Here is a 12,026-nt window from a genome sequence, read left to right as displayed (position 1 = left end):
TGCCTCGCTTTAAGTTCTTCGTTTTAGGCTTAGAATGGGAGTGGACGTGAGGGATGCGTACCAGTCTAAATTCTAATCCTGGCGAATTCCCCAAGATTAAAATTCGGGCTGGACCTTTCTTACCAGCCACGTTCTTTTCTACGCTTTATCAAGGCTTTTTCTTTTTCCGGCGTGTCACAGTAGAAGGGTAGGAGTTCCGCTGCGTTGGCCAGGAGGATCTGGAGTTTTTCTTCCTGATTGTATTGTTCTTTTTGGAGCTGTCGTGTTTGAGCTTGCAGGGTGTTGAGGACTTGTAGTTCCTCGTTTGTAGCGAGGTTACGCATATTCCCGTGGTGTTCCTGATCGGGGAATTTCGTACGCCAGGTCATGGCTGTCATACCCCATAAAGCTAAATTGATGATGTCGGCGTCAAACTGAGAGAGTCGGCGGCGGATTTGCTCCCGGGTGTTTCCTTTTTTGACTGCTTTAGTTTTGGATGTTGGTGGGGAAGGGACGTGGGGGATTTTCTCTAAGCCCTTGCCGCCAGTAATAAGGGTATAATTTTTGGCGGAGAGTTCGCGGACGAAGCGGTGGTTGAGTTCATCTGCTCCGAAATAGATTTCGCGGAGTTGGAGGTATGAATCGAGGGTTTCGAGGTAGAATTCTTCGTCGAGCCAATTGGCGAAGTGAATGGCCCACTGAGGAGCACAGTAGGTGCCGCCGTACTTTCCTCTGGTGGCTACAATGCCTTTACAGCCGAGGCTAATAAGGTCTTTGGCGTAGATGAAGAAAGTGTTATCGCCGGCTTGGTTTTTAATACCCTCGAATTCGAGGGTATTAAAATCAGGGTTGTGCTTTGTTTCCCAGGCAGCGATAAACTTAATGGTCGCTCTGGTTCTTAGCCATGCTGGAATCAGGGCACTGGGTTGGCCTTTGAGCTTAGAGATGTCAGTGATACAGATGTAGCCGGTATCGGAATCGATACGAACCTTCTGGCCAGCGACTTGCATATTTTTCATGCTCGTTGCTTTAAATTACCACTCCGTAAGGGTGGTTCTGTGGGTAATTATGTTGAATCTCTAAGTGGCTTTTACAGCTACGTAAAGGTACGATTTTTGTATCTTAAGACAGTTCACTCTGCAAAGACAACAAAAGTAACCATCCCCGTAAGCTCCAAATCCGCCGATCGCCCGGCCTGCACCTTCAACTGGGCGGCGGCTACCTTCTCTTCGTATCTGATCTGATCGGCAGCCTGGAGTTCTACGATTTGGCTGCGGAGTTCCTTGACTTTGGGGGCGATGTCGCCCACCACGTAGGGCTTCTTTCTCAGTTTGGCGAGTTCCTCAACGGCGCGTTGCTCCTCATAAATATCGGTGGCTTCATCGCGGATGGTTTCGAGGGTCCGGATGCGGAGGGCCTGGGCTTCGGCGGCGGCTTGTTCGGCCTGGTGCTTGGTTTCGAGTTGGGTGATGCGGGCTTCGAGGGTTCGGATGCGGGGGTTGGTTTGGTACTTGACGGTGGCGGTGACCGCTTCATCGGGTAGCTCGAAAATGGTGAGGTGTTCGATGAGGTCTAGGTTGAGAGAGCGGACGGTACTCCGGTTGCCAAAGGGAGAGTTAAAGGTAGCGTAGTTGGCGGTGAAGGGTTCGTTGGCGGAGAGCTGGAGTTGGTAAGTGATTTGGTGGCGGAGGAGCCGGTCGAGGCTATCGGGGGAGATGGCGACGAAGCTTTTTCGGAGGAGCTGGAAGGTTTGTCCGGTGTGGTCTGGGATAACTTCGAGGATGGTTCGGGAGCTGGTGGGGCTGGCGTCGAGGTATTGCCATCCGGTATCGGGGTTCCAGAGGGTGGCGGAGGTGCCGGTGCATTCGATGGCGAGTCCGGAGCCGGAGAACTCGGAGGTGGCTTCGCGGTAGCGGTAATTGACCTGGAGGACGTCGTCGGCTTTTTCGAACTCTGATTGGAGGTGGGTCATGGTTCCGAAGAGTCGGTTGTAGGAGGTCCAGAATCCGTCGGCCATCAGGGGCTGGAGGAAGATGCCGGAGAGGAGGAAGAAGCCGAAGACGGCGATTTCGGAGCGGGGGTTGTTGGAGCGGAGTCGGAGTTTGGGGTCGGAGGGGATGACGCAGGGGGCTTTATTGTAGGGAAAGAAGAGCGGGACACCGGCTACGGTCATCATGTCGAACAAGAGGTGGGAGCTGTACGCGAGAAGAAAGACGGTGGGGTAGGGGGCACTGCTTCCAAGAACCTTGCATGCACCTGCGACCGCGCCATATCCCAGCAGCAGGAAGAGGAGGCTGTGGGTGATGGTCCGGTGGCCGAATTTTCGATTAATGGCCTTTGAAATAGGTTTAAAGGTGCGGCCCCAGAGGGAGGAGGGAACGTCGATATCGGCGAAAGTGGCGGCGAGGACGGTCATGATGAGGAGTCCGGGATTGTGGAGGATGTTGACGCCGGCGAAGGCGCCGAAGACGCCGGTGAAGACGATGCCGCCGGTGATGTGGTTGGGGAGAGTCATTAGGATTTAAAATTTACGATTGAAAATTCAACATTTAAAATTTAGCTGCCGCACGTTGGAGGGCTGCCGCGAGGGGGAGCTCGCTGCGCTCGTTAGGAGGGGGATTTTAGGGCGCGGACGCGGGATGCAGGGGAGGTTGGAGGAGCAGTGGGGGCTGCCCGAGGAGAGTCGGCAAGACTGCCGCCCGAGACATCGGATGAACTTTTGCCGACTTCGTCATGCAAAAGATGCATCCGATGACCGGGCTAGACGTAGCGACGGGTGCCGAATCGGAGGATGGAGCGGGCGAAGAGGGCGAAGACGAGGAAAGCGCCGCCGATGAGTCGGAAAGCGCCGGCATCGGTTCCTACTTCTCCGCCAACGTACCTCAAAATCATGAGGGAGCTGAGGGCGATGACGACGGGGAGGCTCATATCTACTTCTTTGAGGGCGGTGGTATGGGTGATTTTTTGGACCATTTCGGCGGAGACGTAGGGCTCGCGGCGGAAGCGCTCGATGAGTTCGAGGATGAACTTGGGGTTGCCGTTGGTGGCGCGCCAGACGTGGCCTTTGTACATTTCCCAGTCTTCGATGCGGTCGGTAAAGTCCTGGCTGCCGCGGGTAATGAGTTCGATGGTTTCGGCGCGGGAGAGGCCGGAGAGTTCGACTTTTTCGAAATTGGAGAGGAAGGATACCTGGCTGAGCTTGATGGAGCGGGCGGCGATGATCATGTGGAAGTGATCGTTGAGTTTTTCGAGGGTGGAGATGCCCATGGGGGTGATGCGGGTGGCATCGTCGATGACGATGGTGTACTCGTGTTTGGTGGTGGTGCGGATGAGGAGTTCGCAGAGCCGTTTGATGGATTCTTTGGAGATGATTTTTTCGACGTCGGTATCGGTGCCGTAGAGGAGGTCTTTGATTTTGTCTTTGTCGCCGTTGAAGAGGGTGAGGACCATCCCGGCGAGGGTTGCTTTGATGGCGGTCATGTCGTCAATGCGGAGGACTTTTCCGAGTCGGCCGTTGTCGGTCAGGTTGGTAGTGAGGTGGGTTTTGCCCATGCCCTGTTCGCCGGTGATGAGGATGTTGACCTTCTTTTGGGCGAGGTCGATGATGCGGGTAATCTCTTCCTTACGGCCGATGTGGATCTGGAGGCCGCCGACCATGACGGGCATGATGTCTACCCGGCGACGGGGAGTGAGCTTTCGGTACATTCTGGCCCACCAGCCGTTTTGGTCGATGGAGGCGATGGCGTTTTGCTTGGCGTTTTTGGAGGCGTGGATATAGATTTCGGTGGTAGCGGTGTTGTCGTGACCGGCGAGCTCCTTGATGGTGAAGGCATCGTTTCCTCTGGTGGCGAGTTTGGTGCAGAAGGTGTGTCTTAGTACATGGGGATGGGTGTTGCCGGTCAGGTTTTTGACGACTCGCCAGATGACTTTGCGACTGGCATGACCGGTCGTCGCAATTTGGGAGGGGAACAGGTAGGCTTCGGGGTCTCTGGATTTGACGTAGGCCCAGTAGTCGGCCAGGGCGTCGAGTAAGCGCTGGGTCATGGGCACTTCGCGGTAGACGTTCTTTCCTCTCTTTTTCAAGGACTTAACGTTGATGAGCTTCTTCGCCGGTTGAATCTGGTAGAGCTTCATGGAGCAAGCCTCGGTAACGCGGCAACCGGCATCGAGCATAAGGAGGATGAGTAGCCGGTACTTGGCGAGGTGCTTACCGGACATCTTGGTTTCGAGGCTCTGGAGCAGGGCCTTCTCTTCCCTGGGGCTAAGGAACTTCATCTTGCCCACTGCGGACAGCTTCAGCATGTAAAATTCTGTTTACGCGTGCGCCCCGTGCATTGAGCGGCAGACTAAATTGGCAGTACGTGTTTAAACAAATGGGTTGCGGAGCAACTTTTTTTGAAAAAACTTTTCAAAGCAACGGGGGGTGTGGGGGAAGACCTTAAAAGTGAAAGGTCTCCTCACCGAAAGGGCGTAAAGGGGACACTAATATACGAGCAAAATTTTGATAATTTGAAATTTTGCAACAAAGGCGCGTAATTGCTGGTGTAATTGCAACATAGATACTTTGTGTTGACGTTGTAAAACCTCTCCCCAACCCCTCTCCGTAAGGCCTCGCCTTCGGCTTGGCGGAGAGGGGCTTAGTGAAAACGCTGAGCGTTTTGAATAAAAGAAGGCCAGCTGCTGCGCTGGCAATATGGCTTAGGTGTAAATCGGACCGGGTGGTAGTCGTGCATGGCTGCTGCCCGGGTTTTTTAGACGCTGGGCTTGTAGACGGAAAAGATCGCTTTGTTTCTTTTCCTTGTAAGACACCGCTTTGCGGTTTTCAGACGCTGCGCTTTTAGGCTGCCGCGAGGGAATGCTCGCTACGCTCGTTAGCTGATTTCACCTTTGTTAAAATTTACTAGAAGTCCTCAGGGCTTTATCGGAGTACAACTCCTCGACCATCTCGATTTGCACCGCTGAGTAACCAAAACTCATCGAGATGAGACTATTAACCTTGCTGGCCACTGCGGTGCTGCTGGCCGGATGCGTCCATGACAAGGACGACTTCAACTTATTTGTAGCGGAGAGCGGTGCCAGTCTGACCCATTACATAGGTGGCGACGGTGATACTCGCCAAAAGAGCGACGATGATCCCTGGGATACGATCGGTGAAAAATATGGGATGGGGAGAGTGTATAGCGGTAAATCAGACGACGATGACCCGTGGGATACGATGCGTGATAACTTTACGGTAGAGTCAGTGCACATGGGTAGGGGGAAGGTTTTGAAATTTAAGGGAAAGCCGGTAGTTAAGATGCTGTTTGTCAGTGTAAGTGTCCATAGGGGAGAGGCGGAAGCTTTCTGGAACGGATTTGGCGAGCTGTTTCCGGCGGCGGGAAATGGGAAAGTAGCGCTTACACTGATTGAGGTTAGAGGGGAGATTGGGCGGTTCATCGCGGCGGATGGCCGGTCCCTATTTGCGGTGCACATTCCGGCGGATTGGGAACCTGGACTGGTGCTTCAGGGAGAAGCTTACCTGCTGGACACGGAAAAAAGGCTACCGTTGATAGGGGCGATGGTTTGGGAAGTGGACCGTAATTTGTCAGAACCTACAATAAACTAAGATGACTAAGAAAACATATGGTTTGCTGGTGGTTAATCACCTTCAGTGGTCGGTCATTGGCCTGTTCGTTGCGCTGTCTGTCGCCTTCATTAGCTTGGATTATGGAGCAGTGTTTTACGGAGTGCCGGCGGCGGAATCTGCAGTGTCCGAGATCCTTGCTCCTTTATCTCCCCCTGCACCTGCGGCCGCGCCCCAAAAACCTGCTGAATCGGTGGTTCCGGATACTATTAACGGGGAGCTGGTTTGGCCTGATCCTTGGGATGAAATAGCGGATTATCCGCTGCGGAATTACTAGGCCTAGCCGGTAGTTTTTCGTACCTTAAGGAGGTTATCAGTAAGTTAGAGATGAGGGGTCAGGGCCGATGGGTTTTGACCCCTCTTTTAGTCTGATAGAGTTAGCGGATGGAGAACTCTGTCCAGAGGGGGTAGTGATCGGAAATCATCCATGAGTGTTGGAGTTTGGAATGGGTTTCCTGATTCCAGAGGAGGGGGACGAAATCGTAGTTACCTGCGGCGAGGAGGTCCATGGAGAGCTTGGGTTTTCCGTCGGAGCCGTCGAACCAGGCTATTTGGTCGTAGTATTTGTCTTTATTAAAAATGGAGCGGGTAGCTTCGGGGGCCTGGAGGGCGGGAGGTACGTGGAGTCCTTCGGCGAGGAAAGTTTTATCGAGGAGGTCGCCGCGCTCGTCGATATTGAAGTCACCGAGACAGATGAGGTTTTGGTCGTAAGCGTTGATGTTGGTGGCCCATTCGCTGAGCCAGCGGGCGATGCCCTTTAGTTCAGCGATGCGGTCTTTTGATTTTTTGCCGTAGATGACATGGAGGGTTACGAGGATGAAGGTTTTTGATTCGGATCGGAAGCTGACGGCGTAGGGGGATCGAACGAACTGTTCGCGAAGAGCGTTCTGATCGATTTCTTCGAGCCACTCTTGAGGGACTACGATTTCGGAAGCGAGCCCGGACAAGTTGACACGACGGGTATCGAATACGTAGGCCATGCGTTCACCGTTACCGGCGGATCCGGCGGTAACGTCGGTGAGGATAAAGGACCAGTTTGGCCCGAGTAGCTTCATCATGTCTCGGAATGCTCTGATGTTTGCTTTTACTTCCTGAACGGCGATGACATCGAATCGGGAGATAATTTCGGTGATGTACTTGAGGGAGGATATGTCGCGGCGGGGGGAGTCGTCCTGGCCAGAAGTCCAGACGCGGGACAAGTTACCGAAGGCTCTGATATTCCAGGTGGCGATGAGGAGGTTGCGTCCGATTTTTTTTGCGGGTATGCGAATGTCTAGATTGTCGGATAGGGCTTGAAAGCGGGGGCGTAGTTCCTGGGGTAGGGGGTCTAAGATGCTGGGCATGGAGCTATTGTTTAAGAGGCGCAAGATAAGCAGGCAGGGGTCAAGGCTAAGTGGGATGGCGAGCTAAGGGGAGGGGGGAAAGCTCCTCCCGTACGGGAACGATAAGGATTTTGGGGGTAGGGGGATGAAATAAGGGCCGCTCCCAATCGGATTGGGGCGGCCCTTTGAAAAGCTCCGTGGTTCCCAACACCCTTGGGCGGAGCTAAATAGTCTTGTAGTTTGGTAGTCTTGTAGTGCTGCCGCGAGGAACAGGCGTGATAGGTGTCGGAGGTATGACAGGCGCTGGAAGGAAGGAGGCAAGCCCCTTTCATACTATTTCCGGTGGAGGTATTCTGGGATGATAGATTCGGTGAGGGCGCAGCAGCGTCGGAACTCGGCTTCAAGGGTGACGGAGTTGACGATGAGGACGGAGGGCTTGGTCTGGTCGCGGATGACGACGTAGTAGGTGCCTTCGTAGCGCATTGGTAGGGTGATGTGGTAGGCGGCGCTGCCGGTGTTGATGTGGTAGAGTTCTTCGAGGGGTTCGCCTTTTGGCTGGAAGTAGATGTCGAGTGGGAGGCGCTGGTATTCGGGGTAATGAGGGTGGGCGTCTTTGAAGCGGTAGAGCCCCCGGGTGGCGGTGAGTTTGGTGGTTTCGGCGCAACGGGCGCCGAGGAACTGGAGGATGGGGTAGGACTCTACGGCGCGGTTTTGATAGCGTTGGGTGTCGAAGCAGAGGGGGGCTTCGTTTCCGGTGTAGACCTGGGCAGTCCCCTGACCCCCAGAGGGGGCGTTTTGCTGGGCGAGTAGTTGGGCGCGGACGCAGGTGCAGAGGAGGAGTAAAAGTAGCAGGGGGGTGAGTCCCCGGGTTATGTGTCCCCGGATTACGTGTCCCCGGGTTACGCTTGTCGCTGTGCGTCTTGCTTCACCCGGGGTTAAGGATTTTGAGCTTCGCTGCTGCCTGCGGCGGTGACCCTTTCGGGGTCTGTAGGAAGTGGAGGGTAGGAAGTTAATGGACATGAGTAAAAGATTAAGGGATTAGTCGGCGGATGCCGGGGTTTAGATTCGGGTATGTGATGTCCTTATATAGCTGTACGTGAATAGAGAATTGCGTTTCCGCCCGAGACATCGGATGAGCTTCTGCCGACTGCGTCAGGCAAAAGACGCATCCGATGACCGTGCTTCAGGCGTCGATGATTTTGAGGGCTTTAACGGGATCCTTAAGCAGATTGCAGGCGGCGATGGCCAGGGTAGGGGGGCTGGCTTTAGAGAAGGGGGAGCCAACGTTGATGGTACGGTAGCGGCCATGGCCATTGATGTCGGTGTGCATGATGCGGCGGACAAGGTTGATGGCTTTGGCGGGTGTTAGTCCGAGAATATCGAATTGGTTTTTTAGTCCGTTGGTTCGTTGGTGTTTTGGGCTACCGCTGTTATTTGCTCGCTTCGCTCGTAGAGGACTTGGTGGCGGTAGATGCCGGGGGCGGGGTATGGAGAGTAAAGTGGCTAGTTTTTGGAGGAGGGCCTGGCCAGTGAGCGTTGATCCCCGGATTACGCTCACCGCTTCGCGGCTTGCTTCATCCGGGGTTAAGGATGTTGGACCACTTCGTGGTCGGGAGGAAAGCGGAGTGAGACAGGCGACGATCTTTTGCTTGATGCGGACTTCTTCTTTGTGGGCCGGGAGCATCTGTTTTCGGAGTTCTGGGTCGTTGGCTACGAGCTGCTCGAAATGGAAGAGGGCGGCCTGGTACTCGTGGTTGAAATCGGCGATGGATAGGGATAGAAATGGTGTTTTGTCCTGGACACCGAGGGCGTGCAGTTTTGCGAAGCGGAGGATGCGGCGTTTGGCGTAGTCGTCGAGATGCCGGCGGTGTTGTCCGAGATACTGGGCACCAGTTGCGCCGTCGCAGTCGTCGAGGAGATCGGGAACTAGGGTCCGGAGGCTGTTTAATCCGTGCCGGTTGTCTTTCTCCTGGTACAGGAGGTATAGGGCGTTGATGGGTTCGTCTGGAAATGAGGTTAGATTTTCGAGGAGCTTTTTGCGAAAGTCCTTCCTGATGGCTTTGGCCGTCTCGTGCCGGGCGTTGATGGTTTCTTCGACGAGCTCGTCGGTAGGCGTACGCTTCACCCGGAATATGCTGAAATTGTTGGCGCGAAGGCGGGTATAGAAATAGCAGTTGTTGCTGGTGGCCAGCTTGCGGCCGTGGATGGCGGCGAGAACGTGGAGGGGATCGGGGTGCCAGTCTCCATCCCGGTAAACGAGGTTCAGGAGTTGGTTTTGATAATGGTATTCCTTGCTTCCTTCGATTTGATCGAGGAAAGGGATTTCGGCTTCGTCGTAGTCGGATTGGTAGGCTTCTTTGCGGCGGCGAAGGTGGTTGGCCTGCAGCTCGGCGCGCTCGAGGTTTTCCAGGAGTTCCATTTTTGCGGACTGGAAGAATTCAGGGCGGAGGTCTCGTTCGGCTTCAAGGATGGAGAAGACGTTGACGGTCTTCAGTTTCCGGAAGCGGGCGATGAACTGGCGGAAGGTGTCTTCACAACGCAGACCTACGGTGTAGATGCGACCGACGTTGGTGTTCTTGATGTTGACTCCCTCGCTGATCAGGCAGGTGCAGAGGAGGAGTTTGATCCTGGGATTGATTTTTTGATCTCGGATGATGTCGTCGAGGTCGGGGGATTTTCCCGCATTGTAGTGGGTGCGGGAGATGATGGCGATCTCGTGTTCCTTGAGGTAGTTTAGTTCTATCAGGGTGTTTTTGAGGCGGTTGATTTGGTCGGTGTTGTTCCAGAAGACTACGTGTAGTGTTCCCCGGGTTATGCTTGTCGCTTCGCGACTTGCTCCACCCGGGGTTAAGGATGTTTGACCACTCCGTGGTCGGGAGGATGTGGGAACTTGCTGTGCTTGTGGGTCCCGGGTCCCGCTCGCCGCTGGGCGACTTGCTTCACCCGGGGTTAAGGATGTTTGACCACTCCGTGGTCGGGAGGATGTGGGAACTTGCTGTGCTTGTGGGTCCCGGGTCCCGCTCGCCGCTGGGCGACTTGCTTCACCCGGGGTTAAAGATGTTGGACCACTCCGTGGTCGGGAGGGGAAGGCTTCGGCCAGGCGGGTAATGAGGCATTTGGAGAGCGCGGAATTATCGGTGCCGTCAGCTTCAATATCGAATACGCGGACGGTGGGGTTTTCTAGCCGGCGGAAGGTTACGAGGTGGAAATTGAAGGCGTGGCAGAGTAGGGGTGGCATGGTGCCGGAGAGCAGGATGGTCTTTTGTGCTTCGGGGAAGCAGCGGACGCAATTGCGGAGGGTTTCGGCGCGGAAGGGGTTGAATCCGTTGTAGACTTGTCCGTACTGATTGATCAGGTTGTGTGCTTCATCGATGACGAGGATCCTGCGCCAGAGGTCGGGGACCTGGTGGAGGGTGTCGTAGGTGCAGATGATGAGGTTCTTATCGTTGGCTGCTCTGATTTTGGCGGTATCGCGGTTGCCGGTCAGGAGGAATCCCTGGGAGCTGCGGGCGGTTTGTTCGGCGAGGTTAACGGTGGGCATGGCGATGACCATGCGTGATTTTTGGTGGCGGGCTAGTTTGGTGAGGAAGGTGGTTTTGCCGGAGCCGGTGGGGGCCTGGATGGCGAGTCGGTCGTAAAGCTGAATGAGCTGGTGTAATGATTTTCGCTGATCTGTCAGGTACTGTTTGATGACCAGGTGATCGGTTGGGACTTCTACCGCGAAGGGGTCGGTGTTGAGTTGGTAGGTGATGGTTTCGTCGTAGAGGTTGCCGGTGGAGATGGGTTGGTAAGTGGCTCCGCGGTAGGTGAAAGCACTTGTAATTTGGAGGTCTTGTTTAGTTTGTGGTGTCCCCGGATTCCGCTTGCCGCTACGCGGGCTGCTGCATCCGGGGTTAAGGATGTTCGACCCCTTCGGGGTCAGGAGGCGTTCGATCCAGTGGCGGTAGTTGTTGCCGAGGAAGAGGCGGTTGAGTTTCCGGTTGCAGGTGGATTTGGCCAGGGTGAAGCCGGCGAAGAATCTGGATTCGCGGAAAGTGGGGGTGAAGTTGAATTCGAGGAGGTCTTTGGTGATGGGGCCGGAGCCGTGGGCTTCGATCAGGTCGTCGATGCCTTTTGGGTTAGTCTTGTAGTTCGGTAGTCTTGTAGAGCTGCCGCGAGGGATAGGTGTTGTAGCATCAGGCTTGCCCATTACGAAAACGATTTCGCAGGTGTGATCGACGGAAGAGAAGAGGGAGAATAGGGCGGTGGCGAATTTGCGGGCGGAGTTGGCGAAGTCTTCGTTTCTTCTCGATGAGAGTTGTAAGGATTGGGACGATGGCAACGAAGACGAGGGGTTACGGCCGGACCTGCGGTCCTGGCCTCCACCCCTCGCTACGATAGAGGCCCCTCCAGGGCTGGGATGGGAGGTGCTGGAAACATCGAGTGCATCATTATCGTACATGATGAAGATGCGATCGGGGAGGCGGCGGAGGAGGTATTCGCGGAGGGCGGGATCGATGCGGTAGACGGTGATGCCGGTGAAGGCTACGGATTCGATGCCGGCGATATCGAGGGCGAGGGCTTTGAAATAGCCTTCGATGAAAGTGATGAGTCCGCCGGCGGTGTGATTGTTGTAGGCGTTGATGGCTCGTGGGGCGGGCAGGGCGCGGACCTTCTCCCCGTACTGGTTGCCGTATTTAGAGCGCTCTGGATGGTCTTTAAGATAATCTGGGTGAAAGCGGGTGACGGCTAGCAGCCGGTGGTACATTTCAAGGTGGGGCTGGTAGGTAGAGCGGTGGCTCAGTATGCGGTCGACCTTCTTTCGGAACCGTTGGGGGATGAACTCAATGAAAGAGCCATCGAAGCGGCGGACCAGTTGGAGGATGTTGCCCTGGGCGTCGACATCGAGGCCGTAGTCGATGGCATTGTCTTTGGAGAGACCGAGGGCTTTGAGGCGGTTGTGGAAATAGTCTAGGCCGTAGAAGTGGGGGAGGGAGGGGGCAAGCCCCTCCCGTACGGCAGGATCAGGGATAGGAAGGGTAGGGACACTAGGCATCTGGGCCTGGTATCCGCGGTTTAAGGCGATTGGCATGGATCGGTAAATTGGTGTCTCCCTTCGGGAG

8 protein-coding genes are annotated in these 12,026 nt (G+C 55.1%); 2 read left to right on the top strand and 6 right to left on the bottom strand.

The window, feature by feature from the left end:
* Nucleotides 1-119: 119 nt before the first annotated feature.
* The 3 genes from BM123_RS11940 to BM123_RS11930 form a co-directional block, all read right to left on the bottom strand.
* Nucleotides 120-998, bottom strand: coding sequence for a KilA-N domain-containing protein (locus BM123_RS11940; RefSeq protein WP_090168770.1), 879 nt, complete (start codon nt 996-998; stop codon nt 120-122).
* Nucleotides 999-1,111: 113 nt separating this feature from the next.
* Nucleotides 1,112-2,494, bottom strand: a complete 1,383-nt coding sequence (locus tag BM123_RS11935; RefSeq protein WP_090168767.1) for a metal-dependent hydrolase — start codon at nt 2,492-2,494, stop codon at nt 1,112-1,114.
* Between the two features lie 245 nt (nt 2,495-2,739).
* Nucleotides 2,740-4,281, bottom strand: coding sequence for a tyrosine-type recombinase/integrase (locus tag BM123_RS11930; RefSeq protein WP_090168766.1), 1,542 nt, complete (start codon nt 4,279-4,281; stop codon nt 2,740-2,742).
* A gap of 679 nt (nt 4,282-4,960) precedes the next feature.
* On the opposite strand from BM123_RS11930, the gene BM123_RS11925 reads away from it, so the two are divergent.
* Together BM123_RS11925 and BM123_RS11920 are read left to right on the top strand one after the other, a co-directional pair.
* Nucleotides 4,961-5,584, top strand: coding sequence for a hypothetical protein (locus tag BM123_RS11925; protein WP_090168762.1), 624 nt, complete (start codon nt 4,961-4,963; stop codon nt 5,582-5,584).
* A 1-nt stretch (nt 5,585) separates the two neighbouring features.
* Nucleotides 5,586-5,879: a hypothetical protein gene (locus BM123_RS11920; RefSeq protein ID WP_090168761.1), complete on the top strand. Its 294-nt coding sequence runs from the start codon at nt 5,586-5,588 to the stop codon at nt 5,877-5,879.
* Nucleotides 5,880-5,979: 100 nt separating this feature from the next.
* Here BM123_RS11920 and BM123_RS11915 read toward each other — a convergent pair whose 3' ends face one another.
* From BM123_RS11915 to BM123_RS11905, 3 genes are all read right to left on the bottom strand, one after another.
* Nucleotides 5,980-6,945, bottom strand: a complete 966-nt coding sequence (locus BM123_RS11915; protein ID WP_090168758.1) for an endonuclease/exonuclease/phosphatase family protein — start codon at nt 6,943-6,945, stop codon at nt 5,980-5,982.
* A 312-nt stretch (nt 6,946-7,257) separates the two neighbouring features.
* The gene (locus BM123_RS11910) at nt 7,258-7,944 is read right to left on the bottom strand and encodes a hypothetical protein (RefSeq protein WP_090168755.1); all 687 of its coding nucleotides are present in this window, start codon (nt 7,942-7,944) and stop codon (nt 7,258-7,260) included.
* A 163-nt stretch (nt 7,945-8,107) separates the two neighbouring features.
* Entirely contained in the window at nt 8,108-11,995 is a 3,888-nt protein-coding gene (locus BM123_RS11905; RefSeq protein WP_090168750.1) for a DEAD/DEAH box helicase, read from the bottom strand.
* Between the last annotated feature and the right edge of the window lie 31 nt (nt 11,996-12,026).

It is taken from the genome of Neolewinella agarilytica (assembly GCF_900110645.1).
Lineage (GTDB): Bacteria > Bacteroidota > Bacteroidia > Chitinophagales > Saprospiraceae > Neolewinella > Neolewinella agarilytica.
Note: the sequence above shows the minus strand (reverse complement) of the source record. Positions and strands in the feature narration are given on the sequence as shown.

Coding starts and splice junctions, on each gene's coding strand:
- BM123_RS11940 (WP_090168770.1), bottom strand. CDS start 998: ATGAAAAATATGCAAGTCGCTGGCCAGAAGGTTCGTATCGATTCCGAT.
- BM123_RS11935 (WP_090168767.1), bottom strand. CDS start 2,494: ATGACTCTCCCCAACCACATCACCGGCGGCATCGTCTTCACCGGCGTC.
- BM123_RS11930 (WP_090168766.1), bottom strand. CDS start 4,281: ATGCTGAAGCTGTCCGCAGTGGGCAAGATGAAGTTCCTTAGCCCCAGG.
- BM123_RS11925 (WP_090168762.1), top strand. CDS start 4,961: ATGAGACTATTAACCTTGCTGGCCACTGCGGTGCTGCTGGCCGGATGC.
- BM123_RS11920 (WP_090168761.1), top strand. CDS start 5,586: ATGACTAAGAAAACATATGGTTTGCTGGTGGTTAATCACCTTCAGTGG.
- BM123_RS11915 (WP_090168758.1), bottom strand. CDS start 6,945: ATGCCCAGCATCTTAGACCCCCTACCCCAGGAACTACGCCCCCGCTTT.
- BM123_RS11910 (WP_090168755.1), bottom strand. CDS start 7,944: ATGTCCATTAACTTCCTACCCTCCACTTCCTACAGACCCCGAAAGGGT.
- BM123_RS11905 (WP_090168750.1), bottom strand. CDS start 11,995: ATGCCAATCGCCTTAAACCGCGGATACCAGGCCCAGATGCCTAGTGTC.